This window comes from Dyadobacter alkalitolerans DSM 23607 (genome assembly GCF_000428845.1).
GTDB lineage: Bacteria > Bacteroidota > Bacteroidia > Cytophagales > Spirosomataceae > Dyadobacter > Dyadobacter alkalitolerans.
The window spans coordinates 134,702-153,494 of record NZ_AUAS01000006.1 but is presented as its reverse complement, the minus strand read 5'-3'; the positions used below and the strand labels follow the sequence as shown (position 1 = coordinate 153,494).

Genomic DNA, 18,793 nt, shown 5'->3' with positions numbered 1-18,793 from the left:
ATGCCCGATATTCAGTCAGTAAAGACAACCGATACAGTCGAAATCAGCTTTCTCGAGGTACTTGGATTCTTCAAGCGGTATTTCTTAGTTTTGGTCGTTGCTGCCATTGCCTTTGGGATCCTTGGGGTGGCAATAAGCTTCTTACTTAAAAAAAGGTATACAGCTCAAACCATATTATTACCGGAATTGGGTTCTAGCAGGAACAGCTCCTTTTTTAGTATGGCGCTTGGCGCAGGAGCTGATCCGAGTGGAAAACTTGTTCCCGAGCTATATCCAAACATTTTATCAACCGTCCCTTTCGGACAGTATTTGTTGAAAGTTCCGGTTGTTGATCAGGATAATGTTTCATATGCCTCGCTTGAGAGCTTCATGAAAAGGGATAGTTCTCAAAGCTTCCTGTCCCGCCTGCTATCGTTTGGAAGTAAAAAATCAGAAAAACCCGCACTAAAGCCGAAAACAGACACCGGAATTCTGTCATTCACAATGGAACAAGAACGGCTTGTTAATGCTGCCAAAGGCTTGGTTCAAGCTACGGTTGGCGCAACCGACGGAATCATCACCATTGAAAGTGAGATGACGGACCCGGTAGTCGCCGCGATGTTAGTTTCAGCAAGCGAGAAATATCTCATCGAGTATGTGACGAACTATACTGTTTCCAAGACAACGCAGCAAGTTGAATTTTTACAAAAACGCGTAGAAGAGGCTAAGAAACGTCAGCAAGGCGCCGAGTATGCACTGCAAGCTTACAGAGATTCACACAGAAATACTTTCCTGAACGTGGCCAGAATTGAAGAGCAAAGGCTGCAAGCGGAATATGTGCTGTCACAAGCCATTTATTCCGACTTATCTAATAAGCTGGAACAGTTCAAGATTCGCGAAAAGGAAGAAAAACCAGTATTTAAAGTGCTCGAACCTGTGCGGGTCCCTTTGTCGAAAAGCAGTCCGAAACGTTTGTTCATAGGCATTATTTTCTCTGTTCTTGGCATATTCGTTACGCTCTCGTACATCATATTCTTCAAGGAAAAGCTGCACAGGCAATTTGTTTAACATATAATCAATAAGAATAAAGTTTCAAACTAAACACAACTAACATGCTAGATTTGACCGGTAAATCAATACTAATAACAGGAGGAACTGGTTCTTTAGGTAAAGCATTGACCGAAACGATTTTCAAAAGATGGCCGGATGTGAAAAGGTTAGTAATCTTTTCAAGGGATGAGCAGAAGCAATTCCAGATGGCGCAGGAATACACACCAGAAAAATACCCACAAATCCGTTTTTTCATTGGTGATGTAAGAGATGAAGAACGGTTAAGAAGAGCTTTCAAAGGGATCGACTTCGTTATACATGCTGCTGCTATGAAGCATGTGCCTATTGCAGAATACAATCCTTCGGAATGTGTTAAGACTAACATTAACGGAGCGCAAAATGTAATTAATGCAGCCTTAGACACCGAGGTAAGCCACGTTGTTGCGCTGTCAACAGATAAAGCTGCCGCTCCGATCAATCTTTATGGCGCCACAAAACTGACGTCTGACAAGCTCTTTATCGCTGCCAATAACATTCGCGGACGCAATCCTATCAAATTCTCGGTGGTGCGTTACGGGAACGTAATGGGCTCTAACGGTTCCGTTATTCCTTTTTTCATTAATAAGAAGAAAACCGGTGTATTGCCGATAACAGTTGAAACGATGACCCGCTTCAACATTTCCCTGCAAGGCGGAGTTGACATGGTTTTGCATGCATTGGAAACTGCATGGGGAGGCGAACTTTTTGTTCCTAAAATCCCATCTTATAATATTCTGGACATTGCACAGGCCATTGGCCCTGAATGCGAGCATCGCGTTATTGGGATACGCCCTGGCGAGAAGATCCATGAGGAAATGATTACAACCTCAGACTCGTTCTTTACTTACGATTTAGGTAAGTACTATGCCATTGTCCCTCAGACTCCCCATTGGAATTTAGCAGATTTCATCGCACATTTCAATGCGAAGAAAGTGCCCGACGGGTTTTCATATAATTCCGGAAATAACACGGAGTGGGAAACAGTTGACAGTCTGCGCGCGTTGATTAAGGAGCACGTAGATTCAGATTTTACAGTTTAATTTTTTCGGGTATGATACCATACGGAAGGCAAAACATCACTGAGGAAGATCTAAGGGCTGTTACGGATGTTTTGAAATCCGATTACCTGACCCAGGGTCCGAATATCCAGGAGTTTGAGACAGCATTTGCAAAGTATGTAGGAGCAAAATATGCTGTTGCGGTTGCAAATGGAACTGCTGCACTGCATTTATGCGCTCTCGCACTGAATGTAAGTCCGGGGGACAAGGTGATAACAACGCCGATTACATTCGCAGCTTCTGCAAACTGTATCCGCTATTGCGGAGGTGAAATTGTGTTCGCAGACATTGATCCTTTCAGTTATTTAATTGATGTCAGTGCTGTAAGAAGCCTTTTGGAAGCATCGCCAAAAGGGACTTACAAGGGCATAGTTCCTGTCGACTTCGCTGGCAGAGCCGTTAATCTGGAGGAAATAAAAAATCTTGCCGATGAATACGGTTTGTGGATTATTGAAGATGCATGCCACGCGCCGGGAGGCTTTTTTACAGACTCTGAGGGCAACGAGCAGCTTTGTGGAAACAGCAAATTTGCAGATCTTGCTATATTCAGCTTCCACCCTGTTAAGCATATCGCTTGCGGGGAAGGCGGAATGGTCACAACAAATAGTATAGAGCTGTACCAAAAGCTTCTTGCACTCCGTACCCACGGCATCGTAAAATCCAATGACTTGTATGTGAACAGCATAGAACTAGCTGGTGGAGATGAAAGTTACCCAGGCTGGTATATGGAAATGCAGACGTTGGGTTACAATTACCGCCTGACCGATTTCCAGGCTGCCCTTGGAACAAGCCAATTGAAAAGGGCAGGCGAAGGAATTGCGAGACGCAGGCTGATTGCTCAAAAATACAACGATGCATTTTCAGGAAAATCCTTCATTTCAGGACAAAGTGGCGTGGATGCCGGTCATGCTTATCACCTTTACATTATAGAAGCAGACGATCGTCTAGGTCTTTACAACCATTTGCGGGAGCAGAAAATTTTCGCACAGATCCATTACATCCCATGCCATTTGATGCCTTATTATCAGGGCTTAGGCTGGAAAGTTGGTGACATGCCAAAAGCTGAAAGCTATTATCGGAAATGTATCAGCTTGCCAATGTATCCTACGCTGACGGATGAAGAGCAATTATTTGTGATACAGTCTGTTAATGAATTTTACAATGAGTAAATCCCTGGCAATCATTCCGGCAAGGGGCGGCAGTAAGCGCATTCCGAAGAAAAATATCAAGGATTTTCTCGGTAAACCAATTATCGCTTATGCCATCGAGACTGCGCTGGCTTCCGGCCTGTTCGATGAGGTGATGGTGTCTACGGATGACCAGGAGATTGCCGCGATTGCAAAACAATTCGGCGCTGCGGTTCCATTTTTAAGGACTGAAAAGAACTCGGACGATTTCGCCTCCACTGTTGACGTGATCAAAGAAGTTGAGCGAGAATATTTATCTCGGTTATCCAAGGCATTCGATAGCATTTGCTGTATATACCCTACTGCACCGCTGATCAGAAAAGAACATCTGGCAGAAGGGCTAACATTACTCAATACATTTAGTTACGATTCTGTATTCCCGGTTGTACCATTCTCATATCCCGTTTGGCGTGGATTGCAATTGAATGATGGGAAGATAGAAATGGTGTGGCCGGAAAATAAAAATGTCCGGTCTCAGGATTTAAAAACGGTTTATCATGATGCCGGTCAATGGTATTGGTACAATCCATTGCACATTACCGACTCGCTTTTTACTTCAAACAGCGCTCCTGTAATTCTTTCCGAAGAAGAAGTGCAAGACATTGATACACATTCGGATTGGTTGATGGCAGAGATGAAATTTCGATTGCTATATGAAAAGTAAACTATACATCAGAACGGATGGAAGCCCCAGCATTGGCCTAGGTCATCTCGTTAGATGTATAGCTTTGGCAAAGATGCTCGGCGACGACTTCGACGTTATTTTCGCCTGCAAGCAAGTTCCCGAAAGCATTATTGAAGAAATAGAAACAGACGGTTTTCAGCTGCTTCGGTTGGAAAATGATGACAATCTGATATCCATTTTGTCACCAAACAACCTGGTTGTGCTGGATAGTTATGAATTGGAAAGTGACTATCAGAAATCTATTAAACTGATCGGCTGCGGCTTGATCTGCATTGATGATCTGCATGAGAAAACGACTTATGCGGACCTTGTGCTAAATCATACGCCCTGCGTTTCTCCGAATGAATATCCGGCACAGCCTTATACGCAATATGCACTGGGCCCTAAATATGCCCTGATCAGACCGGCGTTTTTGAATCTGGCAAAAAAAGGCAGGCAGCCTGGTAAGAGCGATTCTGTTTTGATATGCTTCGGAGGATCGGACAGCAGAAATTTAACAAAACTTGCAACTGAAGTAGTGCTTGACACAAGGCGCTTCAAAGAAATAATTGTAGTTACCGGTGCGGCTTACGCTCATCACAATACAATCGATGAGATTCTGAGCGAGCAGGAAAGTGTGCTGCATTATTCGAATATCAGTGCAGAGGACATGGCACAACTCATGTCAGAAGTTGACCTCTGCATTGTTCCCTCGAGTGGGATTCTAACGGAGGCGCTTACCTCGGGAGCCAGTATCATATCCGGAATGTATGTTTCAAATCAACGCTTTGTTTTTGAAAACTATAAGGACGCAAATGCTTTCATCAGCGCAGCGGATTTTTCCAAAGAGAATCTGACTAAGGCGGTTGAAACATATTTTAGACAGCCTCCTGACATGAACCCGCAGCTAGTTGATGGGTTGTCGGGAAACCGGATTCAAAACCTTTTCAGGCAATTATTGGACGAGAAAAACTTTTCGCTCAGGGAACTGACCAGCAATGATGCTGAATTGACTTACAAATGGGCAATTGATGAAAGCGTCCGAAGATATTCCCTGAGTAAGGGTAAAATTAAATTTGAAGAACATATCGCCTGGCTGACGCGCAAACTGGATGATCAGAAGTGTGAATTTTACATTGCGTCATTATCAGGAGCACCTGTTGGATCCATCAGGTTTGATATAGATGGGCAAGAAGCTGTCATCAGTTACTTGTTGGATCCGGCATATCATGGAAAAGGGCTTGGCGCAACGTTACTTAAGCAAGGAATTTTGTCTTTCATTAATGCCCCGCATTCGGTGAACTTGATCTCGGGGATAGTTATGAGAGAAAACATCTCATCTTGCAAAACATTTGAACGCTTCGGATTTGTAAAACAAACAGACGGCGAAAATTATAAATACACTATGTATATCGGTGATGAAAATAGGAACATTTGAAATAAATCAGGACAGCCCCGTATTTATTATTGCTGAACTTTCGGCAAACCATAACGGCAGCTTGGAAACAGCCATAGCAACGATCCGGGCTGCGAAACGCGCGGGAGCGGATTGCATCAAGCTTCAAACTTACACGGCGGATACCATTACGATCGATTCGCGCATGGACGACTTCCGGATTGGCGGAACGATCTGGGACGGACAGTATCTTTATGATTTATACCAGGAAGCTTACACGCCCTGGGAATGGCACGCAGAATTATTCCGGGTTGCGGAAGAAGAAGGTCTGATTTGTTTTTCCTCCCCTTTCGATCCAACGGCTGTCGAATTTCTGGAAAATCTCAATGTTCCGGCTTACAAAATCGCTTCATTCGAAATCACAGATATTCCACTTATTGAGTTGGTTGCTTCCAAGGGCAAGCCTGTGATTATTTCTACAGGGATTGCTACGGAGGAGGATATCGAGCTTGCACTGGATGCTTGCAAAAGACAAGGTAATGATCAGATCGCCTTATTGAAATGCACATCCAGTTATCCCGCGCCAATTGCGGAAGCAAATATGACAATGGTCAAGGACTTCCGCGAACGTTTCAATGTCATTAGCGGACTTTCTGACCACACCATCGGCAGCACAGTTCCTGTTGTTGCAACAGTTCTGGGTGCCAAAATCATTGAAAAGCATTTCATTCTGGATAGATCCGTCGGTGGCCCCGATGCTTCCTTTTCGATGAATGAATCTGAATTTTCGGAAATGGTAAAATCTGTCCGTGAAGCCGAACAGGCCATTGGCAAAGTAGATTATCAATTGACTGAGAAGCAGGCAAAAGGAAAGGATTTTTCACGGTCTCTATATGTAGTGGAAGACATCGCCGCCGGTGAACAAATTTCAGAAAAAAATGTACGTTCCATTCGTCCCGGATTTGGTTTACATCCCAAACATTACCACGAAATCTTGGGGAAGACTGTCAACAAAGAATTGAAGCGTGGCAGCAGGCTCGAAATGGAACATATAGATTAATGTTCTGAAATTTTAAGTAAAAATATAATTGCCTAAATAACGGTCATGCTGAATCACCGGACGAGCACTATTGGCTTTAAGAAAAGGATTGGTGCATTAAAGGATCATCCGCTTTTCAGGAATAGCCTGCTTTATGTAATTACCGATGCTATCAATAAAGCAGTTCCATTTTTAATTCTTCCATTACTGACCTATTATTTACTTCCTGCCGATTACGGAATAGTTGCCAATTATAATGTTTATGTCAATTTTCTGGTCATATTCATCGGCATTAGCGTTCAGAGTATCATTTCGGTCAATTTCTATAAACTTGATAAGTCAGAAATTGGGAAATATATTTTTAACATATTTTTTGTCATAGCGATAACACTCAGCACCTGCGGGTTAGTTATATTTTTATTTAATAAGCAAATAGAAGATTTCCTTTCCGTAGGCACCATCTTCGTTGTGAGTGGACTGGCGATAGGACTTTCTCAGGTATTGAGCTCTATAAACCTCATAATATGGAGATTAGAGGAACGCCCGCTGCTTTTTGGAAGCTACCAGATCTCCCAGACAGTTTGTGATGTTGGTTTATCACTGGTTCTTATTACTGTTTTTGACATGGGGTGGCGCGGGCGACTCATTGGTATTGGTACGAGTTCAATTATATACGGGTTCATCAGTATTTTTTTATTATGGAAGCGCGGCTATCTAAATGCGTTTTTTAATAAAAATTATATAAAAGAAGTTTTTGGCTTTTGCCTTCCGCTAGTGCCTCACGCATTAAGTATCTGGGCAAGGGCGGGATCCGACCGCCTTATCGTGTCGAATTTGGCAGGTGTATCTGCAAGTGGTATTTACGCTGCGGGATTCCAGTTTGGGCTGCTAATATCATTTCTGACGCTTGCCTTTAACAATGCCTATGCTCCGTTTGTCTATAAAAGTTTGTCTATCCAGGACGAGCACATCTTGGAATCCAAGAAGCAAAAGCTGGTCAAATTTACCTATATGTATATTGTGGCATTGCTTGGCTTGACATTTCTTGCTTCCCTTGCATCCGATTATGTAATAGACCATTTTTTATCGGCCAAATATGCTGATGCGAAAATATATGTAGGCTGGGCACTTTTTTCACAGGCATTTCAAGGCGTTTATCTAATGTATGCCAGTTTTATCTTTTTTGTAAAAAGGTCGGCATCCCTTGCGATAGTAACATTTTTGTGTTCATCATTACAGGTTGCATTATCTTACTTTTTCGTTAAAAACCTGGGACCCATCGGCGCAGCTTACTCAAACTTTGCCATTAGTGTACTCAATAGCTTAATCGTAATGGTACTAAGCGCAAAGGTTTATCCTATGCCTTGGCTCAACTTTCGCTTGGTTTTCGCGAGGTAGGCACAGCAAGTCAAATAAAACATACTATGATTGGTACTTTAAAAAGAGAAGTTGTAAAGCTGGCTGAGGGGAGCAAATTATTTCGTAAGATTTATTGCCGGATGAAGCGGTCTAAGTCTTTGGATTTCCCGGCAATGGTAGAATCCCGGCGTTCCACAAGTATTTTCGACCTGGAAACATTGAGTGCCCCTTTGCCATATTATCCGGTATTCTATTTTGATGATTGTAATTATTATGGCATTCTAAATTGCCTGCTCACTTATTGTCAGGTAAATATCGCCAATGCAAAACTTCCCCTGCATCAAATATACATTGAGCATGGAATCGTAATCGGAAACCTCGTGAGGACGGATTCGGTGACACTGGCAAAAAAGACCCTTACATACAGCAATTACCGAGCGCAATATATCGCTGAGAAAGCTAAAAAAACTTCCGTTACGATTGGACCGTATATTCATTATGCGGAAAGCCTTCTTAGTGAAAGCGCTCTTAACAATATAAAAAAGGAACTGGGGCGTGTGTTGTTGGTTTTTCCTACCCATTCCATCGCGGCAGTTTCGTCTGAATACGATCAACAGGAATTTTGCAACGAAATTGAACGTAGAAAAGCGGGATTTGACACCGTGCTGGTGTGCATGTATTGGAAAGACGCCCAAAACGGTGACCATGCTGCGTATGAAAATATGGGCTATAAACTCACCACCGCAGGACACCGGGACGATCTTTATTTCTTAAACAGGTTAAAATCGATCATTATGCTTGCCGACATGGTGATATCCAACAGCACCGGCACACACGTTGGTTACAGTCTATTCCTGGGCAAACCCAATTATCTGTATAAGCAAGACGTGTCCATGGTATCAAAATCAAAAAGTGGAGACACACTTCTGAAAAATCATTACGAACCAGGCGTGACCACCACAAAAAACAGGGATAACCAAATGCTATACGATGCCTTTAACACTTTTGAGGAACGGATAACTGATGCCCAATATGAATTGACTAATTACATTTGGGGGTTCGATTGTGTTAAAACTCCGGAAGAAATGAAAGCCGTACTTTTAGCATAAATTCCGTGCTGATGTATAACCTATGAAAATCCTGACACCGAGTATCGCTATCAAAAAGGACCTCAAAATTGATGTCCGCAGCTTGATATGTATCAATGTAATGTTGATAGCATTCTTTGATTCGTACCCGGTATATAGTACAATCCTTCCGATCCGTGTAGGTGTATACGGACTGAAATTCCTGAATATGTACGCGCTGTTGTTTTTGATATTCAAAAACTCGTACAAGAACTACATATTGCTTGCACTTTTTTTTCCGGTATGGTGGGCTTATTATAATGAAGATTCGCTCCTGATCTCGTTTCAATTGTTGTACTCCGGAATATTCCCTGTGCTTACCTTCATATTGCTTAATGATGAGGAAAAATACAAAGTCGCCCGTTGGTACATTAAGCTGTTTTTGTGGCTGATGGTGATTGGGCTTCCTATTTATCTGCTGATTAACATTTTTGATATTCCACCTTTGTTTTCTATCCAGCGTGGTGAAGTAGGCAAAGGAAGAATTTACGATAATTACTTGTTGTTCTATTGGTCGCGTGCCGGGGTGGAAAATCGTTTTAGCTCAGTATTTGATGAGCCGGGTGTTGTAGGCACCATCATTCCACTTATCCTCTTCTATTACCGGCGTATGTTAACGCGATTTGAGTTTTGGGTATTGATTATTTCCGGCGTTCTGTCTTTCTCGTTGTTCTTCCTGATTGTTTTTTTGCCCGTACTTTACTTTTCAAACACAAGGCTGCTCAAAACAAAAGAACTGCTTTTTCGATTGGCATTTTCCGCCGTTTTCATTTGCATTTCGTATGTCGCATTTGTCTTCATCGCTAGAAGTACGAAGGATGATCCCATTTTATCGTTGAGAGTCTATCACCGGTTTGAATGGGAGGGTGACTGGATCGTCGGTGTCGTTAATAACAGGGACACCCGGATCAGAGGTTTTGAATCTATGTATCAGGGCTTTGTGCAAGAGAGTGACGCAGATTTCTACACTGGTAAGGGAAAGGACTATATGTTGAAAGCGTATGGGGGATCTACGCTGTCTTACCGGGTTTTTGTACTTGAACGAGGAATATTGATCCTAATATACCTTGTTTTCCTGTTTGCATATTTCCATCCGTGGCGCAAGTATCTGATATTCAGCTGTATTTCAATGGCGATCCTGGCTATGGTTTTCTTTCAAAGACCCACGTTGTATTCCCTGAACTACTTCCTGCTCGTTTATAGCGGACTCACATTATTTAGAATGCAAATACCACACAAATCTGAACAAATTGAAACCAACAATGAGGATAGTACACATTATTCCATCGCTGAGTAGAGGCGGTGCAGAAAGGTTTGTTGTTGATTTATGCAATGCGCTTGCCAAAATTGAAGAAACCGATGTATACCTGGTTTCATTGAGGGATAATCAAGATTCAGAGTCCTTTGTTTCAGAATTGGATAAGCAGGTTAATTACATCTCATTCGGGAAAAAGGCAGGATTTGACCCGAAACTCTTGTTAAAAGTCGCTGGCTGGATCAATAAGATTAAACCAGATATTGTAAACACACATACCAGCTCATTCGAATATGTCAATTTAAATTTATCTCTGAGACTTCCTTCCAATACAAAGTATTTCCAAACTGTTCATAATCAGGCCGCTCGGGAATGTCCTAACCCGGTGTTAAAAAGCATTCGTAAACATTATTATCAAAATAACCGTGTAGTTCCCATTACGATTTCACAGGACGGGAAAGCGACATTCAAAACATATTATAACCTGGACAACGATGTAACAATTGTAAATGGCCGCCCTGAATTGCATCCGACTCCGGAATTGCCTGCGCTCAAAGAGAGATTTGCGCCTAAGGGAGACGAGTATCTGTTTCTGAATGTCGGCCGTGTGGTAGAAGCGAAGAACCAGGCCATGTTAATAAGATCTGTTCAGGCATTTAACACGCAGGTTACTGAAAAGAAGTGCCGATTGCTGATCATTGGTGATGTGAGAGAAGAGCAAGTTGCAGGAAATCTGCGGGAGCTTGTCCAAAATGATCCTTACATAGAATTGATCGGAGCCAGGGACAACATTGTAGATTATCTCTCCATTGCTGACACTTTCTGCCTGTCAAGTCATTACGAAGGTATGCCGATTTCACTGATTGAAGCATTGTCCCTTGGTTGTATCCCGATATGCACTGCTGTTGGCGGAATTCCTGAAATGATTACCGATGGGGTAAATGGATTCCTTAGCAACGAGGTTACTGAAAAAGCTTATCTGGATGCTATTATGGCTTTTCACTTGTCCGAAAACAAGGCGGATATAGCAGAAAACGGCATTAAGACATTTGCTCAGAACTACCATATCCGCTCAACCGCAAGGAAATACCATGAATTGTATAAGCTAAGAATGATGTCAAATTGACCCGGCTTTTTGGAAAATCGGATCAATCAGGCATGATTGTTATCCTTTCAGCTGCAAACAAATACTCCGCTTATGAAACTAATAGCACTTTGGGCAACTGTTATCTGCCTCCATTTCTTTTGTTCCCAAGCCTATTCACAACGAAAAGTATTATCCTACGATTCAACAAAGCATTCAAGCAGGGCTAATAAATCCGTCATCAAGCTTAACATTCAAAAAGACTTTGGTGCGGTTCCCAATGACACCATAAATGACCAGGCTGCATTTGAAGCTGCGTCTCAGTTTATTAACAGTCGGAAAGGTAACTGCGAACTGCTTATACCCACTGGCACTTACATTGTAGGCAAGCAGGTGAAGCTCAAAAACCGCGATTATTATTATCGCGGAGCTGATGTTATTCAAATAATCAATTCCAAAAATGTTGTAGTAAAAGGGCAACCCGGCAGCAAACTGATATATGATACAGGCTTTCGATTTGGCTCTTTTAATCCCGAAGATGGTTCCAGTTCAGACATTACATTAGACTGTACACCCAAAACTAAGACAACTTCGGATAAAAGGGCTGATCTTGGAAGGTGCGTTGTAATAGCCAGCAGCAGCAATGTCAGAATTGAAAACTTAATCCTGGACGGGAATTTCTACTCGGAAAATCTTAACAATATGAACACCTTCAAAGTGAAGTGCACTGATAAACAGAGCACGTCCTTTGATCCGACAAAAATTAACATTGGTGGCGGATACGGCGACTGTGGCATTCAGCTGGCACATTATGGCGTATTCATTTCGCATTCCGGTAATATTGTGGTTGAAAAGGTGACTGCAAAACGTTTTGGCCTTGATGGCATGCAGATAGCCAATTCTCATACAGCAGCGACCCAAAAGAATATAAAAGTCATCGATTGTGACCTGGATTTTAATGCCAGAACTGGATTAGCATTAACCGGCGGCGATAAAATCGACATCATTAATACTTCATTAACCAATACAGGACGTTGCCTGTATGCAGCGACAGGAACCGGTGTAGACATTGAGGCCCAGATAGATGCGAAAAGGCAGGAAAAGCTGGTGACGAATGTTAAATTTCTGAAATGCAAATTCAGCAATAACAGCTCTGGTGAAATATTGGCAAAATTCGGGCTTGGCTCGTCTAACATTACTTTTGACGGATGCAACATTAGAAGTTCCAGTCGCGCGATTAATCTTGGAAGGAAAAATACGGGTTACAGATTTGTTAATAACAGGATCAGCGGCACGAAAGTCGTACTTCTGGAAGACCAAAAAGTAGACATCAGGGATGAGGCCCAGGCGAAAAAAACCATCAGTGCAAAGAGTACAGCGTCTTCAAGAACATCAGGTTCAGCCAATATCTTTCAAAACAATGTTTTGGTAGAGTAAACGGAGAATAAATGAGCAGCAACAGGCATAAAGCAGTTTAATGAAAGTACTCGTAATTACCAATGACATTTCGCAGGGCGGCGGGGAGAAACTTCTGGCATCTTCTCTGCCCATATTTAAAGGGAAAAATATCGACATTAGTCTCTTGCTGCTCAATGCGGAAAAGTCGGTTCCAGCCTTTTTAAAAAACATTGAAAGTGCGGGAATTGCCATTCATGACCTTCGAATGTCAACCTTCTATAATCCCATGTGCGCGATTGCGATATGGAAATTTTTGAAAGCTAACCCGTTTGATGTCGTCCATGTTCATTTGTTTCCAGCTTCATACTGGTCTAGCCTGGCCATTTCCCTGTTACGGATCAAACCTGTCCTCATATTCACCGAGCACAGTAATCACAATAAGAGACGGGATAAGAAATATCTGCGGCCGCTGGAAAGGGCAGTTTATCGCCCCTACTCGGCCATAATAGCAATCACCGATAGCGTAAAGGATAAATTGTCCGAGTGGATTGGTCAGGGCGACAAAATACGGGTGATTAACAATGGCGTTGACCTCACAAACATTGCAAAAGCCACCAGGATAGAGAGACAACGTCTTTGTTCAGAACTCAATATTCCCAAAGATTCAAGACTAATGCTCATGGCCGCCAGTTTCAGATATCCAAAGGATCAGGCGACACTTATCCGAGCCTGTGCACTGCTAGGCGAAAGTTATCATGTTCTTTTAGCAGGCGAAGGTGAGGCAAAAGAAGACACTATGAAAATAGCTGCTGAATGTGGCGTATCAAATAGAATTCACTACCTGGGATTTCGGACGGATATATCCTCTCTAATGAAATCCGTTGATTTGAATGTCCTTTCCTCCGCTTATGAAGGAATGTCGGGCGTTACACTGGAATCCCTGGCAGCGGACGTTCCTTTTTTAGGATCTAATGTAGCTGGTATACGCGAAATCGTACCCAATGACGACTTTCTGTTTGCTCCTGCGGATCATCAGGAACTGGCACAAAAAGTGAGAATGATTGTAGATGACAACAGCCTGGCATCGGATAGAGCAGCGGAAGGTATGCACTTTGTCAAAAACTTCAACATGGATTTGATGGTTGATAAGTATATCAAACTATACTACGAGCTGCAACAGAAATAGAACTTCTACGACAAATTAAAAAGGCACAGGCATTATATGCCTGTGCCTTTTTAATTTGTATGCCCCCCAAAAGGCGGTTTAAAGACAGATAACTGCAAATCAGAGAGTTAATTTGAGAAAAATCAATACAGCAACAAAAGAAAAATATTCTATATGATTGTAGATATTAAAAATCATAGTGTAAATTTACTCTATAAATTTGTAGACGGAGTTCTATTAACATAGTAAAATTTATACATGAAAACTTACAAACCAATGGTTATTCGTACTGTAGCGCTATTCTGCTTTTTTGTGATGAACGCCGCAGTCCACAATCTGACACAAGCAGTAGCATTTATTGATCCGATTCGTTTTTCAATAAGCACCCGAACGACGGAAGTTTCGGTGAATGAGGAGTTTGATATTGAAATTAAAGCGGATCTAATTGACATTCCAATGAATACGGTCTACGTATTCAAGAGTTCGCGTTCATTTAAATTAAAAGTGATCTTGCCACAGGGTTTCCAGCAAACCGGCGGTTCATTTCATGATTTCATCGGCTTGGAACTGACTGCGAGCAGACCATCCGCCGTATTTCATCTGAAAGGAAAATTCGTAAGTTCGGAACAGGCAGGCGTATTTCAGTTACTCAGAAGTCATGAAAATGCGAATAATAGCAGTGACTTCATCGAGGTAGGCAGACTGCCTTTTGGCATGGCCGAAACCGCATCAGAGAACCCATCCAATGCCAGGATCGCACTTGTAGGCACAGTATCCTATGTCCCTTACCTTACGATGGCAAGCCTTCGTCAGCTACCTGACACAGCTTCCACAGTATTTATCACAGATCCGGGACGGGCTGGCATATTCAAGTACAACCCTACTTCAACCCGTGCAGATGACGGAGCATTGACGGTTGTTTCATCCGGGAAACGATTTGAGCGCGTTTACGAAGGTGCTGTAAATGTGGAGTGGTTTGGGGTTAACGGCGATGGAGCCACTGATAACACCGCTATGATCCAATTAATTTTGGACAGGCAGGATCTGGGAAACATTTACTTTCCTAAACCTGCGATTTCTTATCGTTTGAAGAAAATGTCTCTGCGTTCCAATAAAAATATTGTTTTTCAGGACGGCACAGTGGTGGAAGGACTTGGTACGCTTGGTGCCGAGGAAAGGATGGTAATGATGAATGGCGTTCAGAATATTTCAATAAAGGGTTATAATGTTGTATTTAAAGATCAGAAAGCGCAATATACCAGCGGAGAACAGCGGCATATTTTCGCGATGCTAGGCGTAACGAATGTAACAATTGAAGGGATTGCTGCCAACAACAGCGGTGGCGACGGTTACTATATCGGATCAAGCACTACGCAGAAATTTTCTCAGAACGTTAAACTGATAAATATAAGTGCAGATAATAACAGAAGACAGGGCCTCTCCATTGTCTCCGGCAAAAATATTGAAGTGATTAGTCCGGTTTTAACGAATTCTAATGGTACAGCCCCTAGCGCAGGCATTGACATTGAACCTAACACTGCCGATGAATTCCTTGAAGGCATACGCATCTCGAATCCTACCACTAGAAACAACGTTGGGTCTGGCATTGTAATACTTATCGACGATTTCAAAGGAACCAACCGTGTAGTTGATATTACTATTACCAATCACAATGATGACGGGAGCATGTATGGAGCATACGTATCCCGGGCAACCGGAGCAATTGCGGGTTCCATCGTATTTCAAAACCCCGTTTGGAAGAATAACAAGGCAAACGGCTTTTGTGCCAGTAACTACAGTGCTAATGCTTGTACGGTTCAGGTCAACGACCCAACCGTTATCGATTGCAATGGAAACGGCATGACTCACGCACTTTTCGGATCTGCAATGTTGGTGTACAGAGAGGCTAGCGCTATTGGCGATGCAAACGTTGGAAATGTGCATATCAGCCGTCCCAAAGTGTATGATACGAGAAGTGTAAAAAAGATCATTTCAGCCTTTGCGTTTGAAGATGTATCAAAAAAAGGAAGTGTCAAAAATTGCAGTCTGATCAATCCTGTTGTACTCGATGGTCTTGATCCCCTTAAATATGTACATTTTGCAGTGCTTGAAAACCTCGCATTGTCAGATGAACACGAAAAGTTGACTTTTGATGTAGCACAAACAAACAGAACGCTCACCTATGGCTTCTTCAAAAAGGTGTTTCACAATACAACGTCTACCGGATTGAGAACAATCTCACTAAATGGTTTGCCTGCGAATTATCCAGAAATAACATTTGAAGTGAGGAATGCGCAAATCCTAAGGCTTATACCAACTGTCAACGATAACATAGTCCCCTTGGCTCCTACAAAAGGCAAATATATCCAAAGCGGAACGGTTGGCAGCAAAATCACACTTCGCAAAACCAGTACGAATACATGGCAAGTTAAGGATATGATCGGAACCTGGACTGTCCAGCCGTAATTGCACACCAAATCATCACAGATGCATTTGTCATAGTGCAGCACGGTGATTGTATATTATAAAATGTTATCAAAATTGATTCCTATGAAACAATTTTGATAACATTTTCCTTTAATGGCAATCATTTTTTCAGCACATCGACTATTTTTGTCATTTATTGGCAATACTAACAGACTATATGCACCTAGAAAACAAAACAATTTGTGTAATCGGCTTGGGTTACGTGGGACTGCCACTCGCAGTTGAGTTTGGGAAAATTTTTGATACAATCGGTCTTGACATTGACCAGCAACGGATTACAGAGTTAAAAAACCATTTCGATCGAACATTAGAAGTCGATGAGGAAGGTTTGAAAAAAGCTTCCAAATTAAGCTTCACTTTCGATCCGGCAAATATTAAACAAGCCTCCATCTTCATTATTACCGTTCCGACGCCCGTCGACCAATTCAATAATCCTGATCTTACACCCGTCCGAAAAGCAACTGAAACTGTTGCCCGTAATCTGAAAGCCGGTGACATTGTCATCTATGAATCAACGGTTTATCCCGGAGTGACGGAAGATTATTGCGTTCCTATTTTGGAGAAAATTTCCGGTTTAATGTTTAATCAGGATTTTTTCTGCGGATATTCTCCCGAACGGATCAATCCGGGCGACAAACACCATACACTGACCAAAATAAGGAAGGTCACGTCCGGTTCTACACCCGAAATTGCAGAAGAAGTCAATAATTTATATGCGTCTATTATTACAGCAGGCACTTTTAAAGCATCAAGCATCAAAGTTGCGGAGTCTGCGAAAGTAATTGAGAATGCTCAACGCGACATTAACATTGCATTTGTCAATGAGCTGGCGAAAATCTTCAATCTGCTAAAAATTGACACCAGTGAAGTGCTCGAAGCAGCCGGAACGAAATGGAATTTCCTTCCATTTAAGCCTGGATTGGTAGGAGGACATTGCATCGGCGTTGATCCTTTTTACCTGGCACAAAAGGCAAAGGAAGTAGGTTACCATCCCGAAATCATCCTCGCTGGCCGAAGACTGAATGACTCTATGGGTCCTTACGTGGCTACCCAATTTGTGAAATTACTAATCCAAAGCGAGCGCAAAATAAAGGGGCAGGATGTGCTGATTTTAGGAATAACTTTCAAAGAAAACTGCCCGGATATTCGCAATAGCCGGGTTATTGACATTATCAGGGAGCTGGAATCATATGACATGAATGTGCATGTATATGACCCTTGGGCAGATAAAAATGAAGTTGAGCACGAATACGGCATTCGCCTGATCGACAACCTGGACGGACTCAACGGATACCAGGGCATCATTGCGGCCGTGGGTCACGCTCAATTACTTGATCTGGAAATTCCATCAGGAGAAAGTGCCCCGATTGTCTACGACGTGAAGGGAATTTTTCCAAAAGATAAAGGCTACACCAGGCTATAAGGGTTGCATCACGCTCCCGAAATTTAGCTATTCAAATTATATCTTAGTCGCATAACTCAATGACTTTTAACCAATATCATCAGCAGGATATTACTTCCTCAAAGTTCCTCATCACCGGGGGAGCCGGATTCATCGGTTCCAACTTGGTAGCATATCTTGTTCAATATCAAGCTGCTAAGATCGTAGTACTTGATAACTTATCAACGGGTTACCTGGAAAACATTGCAGCGTACATTGATAAAGGACAAGTCGAGTTTATCGAAGGCGACATCAGGGATTATCAAACCTGCGTAAAGGCGATGCAGGATGTTGACTACGTGCTGCATGAGGCTGCGCTTGGTTCGGTCCCACGAAGCATTAATGACCCAATTACAACTAATGAAGTAAATATCAGCGGCTTTTTGAATATTCTCCAGGCCGCCAAGGAGGCTGGCGTGAAGCGTATGGTCTATGCAGCATCGTCGTCAACGTATGGGGACAGTCCATCGCTGCCAAAACAGGAAGCGATCATTGGAAACCCGCTTTCACCATACGCAGTTACAAAATATGTCAATGAGCTTTATGCGGATGTGTTTTCAAGGACCTATCAGTTTCACAGCGTTGGATTACGGTATTTTAATGTATTCGGGCCAAAACAGAATGTCAATGGTCCTTATGCTGCTGTAATTCCACTGTTTATAACCCAGGTTTTGAATGGTCAGGCACCGGTGATTAACGGCGATGGCTTAACCTCTCGCGATTTCACTTTCGTATCCAATGTTGTTCAGGCGAATATTAAGGCGTTACTTGCCGACAATCTGACGAAGCACGAGGTTTTCAATGTTGCCTGCAATGAGCAGACTTCCCTTACCGAACTCGTTTCGGCTATTACTGAGGAATTAGGCAGCCCACTCGAACCAACTTATGTACCAGAAAGAAGGGGTGACGTGAAGCATAGCCTCGCGGATATTTCAAAAGCAAAAGCACAATTACAATATCAACCGGAAGTACTTTTCAAAAACGGACTTAAAGAAACTATTCTTTATTTCCAGGAATTGACAAGCGCTTCCTGATTGGCCCGGCATGTTCGGATCAATCAAACTT

At 42.5% G+C, this 18,793-nt stretch carries 15 protein-coding genes and 1 pseudogene; all 16 read left to right on the top strand.

The genetic code is table 11. The annotated features are described in order from the left end of the window. Positions 1-201 (top strand): annotated as a pseudogene (locus tag G395_RS33090) (Wzz/FepE/Etk N-terminal domain-containing protein); the annotation flags it as partial. Between the two features lie 18 nt (positions 202-219). Further along, complete coding sequence (locus G395_RS29410) at positions 220-1,047, top strand: GumC domain-containing protein (protein WP_229204168.1); 828 nt, start codon at positions 220-222, stop codon at positions 1,045-1,047. Between the two features lie 44 nt (positions 1,048-1,091). Beyond that, on the top strand, positions 1,092-2,108 hold the full coding sequence (gene pseB / locus G395_RS0113925) for a UDP-N-acetylglucosamine 4,6-dehydratase (inverting) (RefSeq protein ID WP_026630603.1): 1,017 nt from the start codon (positions 1,092-1,094) through the stop codon (positions 2,106-2,108). 11 nt (positions 2,109-2,119) lie between these two features. Continuing rightward, entirely contained in the window at positions 2,120-3,295 is a 1,176-nt protein-coding gene (gene pseC, locus G395_RS0113920) for a UDP-4-amino-4,6-dideoxy-N-acetyl-beta-L-altrosamine transaminase (protein ID WP_211237776.1), read from the top strand. Further along, positions 3,288-3,977 carry a pseudaminic acid cytidylyltransferase gene (gene pseF / locus G395_RS0113915; protein WP_026630601.1) on the top strand — a complete coding sequence of 230 codons (690 nt, stop codon included), beginning with the start codon at positions 3,288-3,290 and terminating at the stop codon, positions 3,975-3,977. The genes pseC and pseF overlap by 8 nt, the downstream gene beginning before the upstream one ends. After that, positions 3,967-5,415: a UDP-2,4-diacetamido-2,4,6-trideoxy-beta-L-altropyranose hydrolase gene (gene pseG / locus G395_RS0113910; RefSeq protein ID WP_026630600.1), complete on the top strand. Its 1,449-nt coding sequence runs from the start codon at positions 3,967-3,969 to the stop codon at positions 5,413-5,415. Before pseF ends, pseG begins: the two co-directional genes overlap by 11 nt. Continuing rightward, complete coding sequence (pseI, locus tag G395_RS0113905) at positions 5,396-6,433, top strand: pseudaminic acid synthase (protein ID WP_026630599.1); 1,038 nt, start codon at positions 5,396-5,398, stop codon at positions 6,431-6,433. The genes pseG and pseI overlap by 20 nt, the downstream gene beginning before the upstream one ends. A 45-nt stretch (positions 6,434-6,478) precedes the next feature. Then, the gene (locus G395_RS0113900) at positions 6,479-7,810 is read left to right on the top strand and encodes a lipopolysaccharide biosynthesis protein (protein ID WP_026630598.1); all 1,332 of its coding nucleotides are present in this window, start codon (positions 6,479-6,481) and stop codon (positions 7,808-7,810) included. Then, positions 7,777-8,880 (top strand): hypothetical protein, encoded by a 1,104-nt coding sequence (locus G395_RS31150; RefSeq protein WP_157486700.1) that lies wholly within the window; start codon positions 7,777-7,779, stop codon positions 8,878-8,880. The genes G395_RS0113900 and G395_RS31150 overlap by 34 nt, the downstream gene beginning before the upstream one ends. Positions 8,881-8,902: 22 nt before the next feature. Further along, on the top strand, positions 8,903-10,195 hold the full coding sequence (locus G395_RS0113890; RefSeq protein WP_026630597.1) for a hypothetical protein: 1,293 nt from the start codon (positions 8,903-8,905) through the stop codon (positions 10,193-10,195). Continuing rightward, positions 10,161-11,279 (top strand): glycosyltransferase, encoded by a 1,119-nt coding sequence (locus G395_RS0113885; protein WP_026630596.1) that lies wholly within the window; start codon positions 10,161-10,163, stop codon positions 11,277-11,279. Before G395_RS0113890 ends, G395_RS0113885 begins: the two co-directional genes overlap by 35 nt. A gap of 72 nt (positions 11,280-11,351) precedes the next feature. Continuing rightward, the gene (locus G395_RS0113880) at positions 11,352-12,674 is read left to right on the top strand and encodes a right-handed parallel beta-helix repeat-containing protein (RefSeq protein ID WP_026630595.1); all 1,323 of its coding nucleotides are present in this window, start codon (positions 11,352-11,354) and stop codon (positions 12,672-12,674) included. 40 nt (positions 12,675-12,714) lie between these two features. Continuing rightward, the gene (locus G395_RS0113875; RefSeq protein ID WP_026630594.1) at positions 12,715-13,821 is read left to right on the top strand and encodes a glycosyltransferase; all 1,107 of its coding nucleotides are present in this window, start codon (positions 12,715-12,717) and stop codon (positions 13,819-13,821) included. Between the two features lie 255 nt (positions 13,822-14,076). Then, positions 14,077-16,266, top strand: coding sequence for a pectate lyase family protein (locus G395_RS0113870; protein ID WP_157486699.1), 2,190 nt, complete (start codon positions 14,077-14,079; stop codon positions 16,264-16,266). 178 nt (positions 16,267-16,444) lie between these two features. After that, the gene (locus tag G395_RS0113865; protein WP_026630592.1) at positions 16,445-17,710 is read left to right on the top strand and encodes a nucleotide sugar dehydrogenase; all 1,266 of its coding nucleotides are present in this window, start codon (positions 16,445-16,447) and stop codon (positions 17,708-17,710) included. Between the two features lie 59 nt (positions 17,711-17,769). Then, a complete protein-coding gene (locus G395_RS0113860) occupies positions 17,770-18,762 on the top strand; it encodes an SDR family oxidoreductase (RefSeq protein ID WP_026630591.1) in 993 nt (330 codons plus the stop codon). The last annotated feature ends 31 nt before the right edge of the window (positions 18,763-18,793 follow it).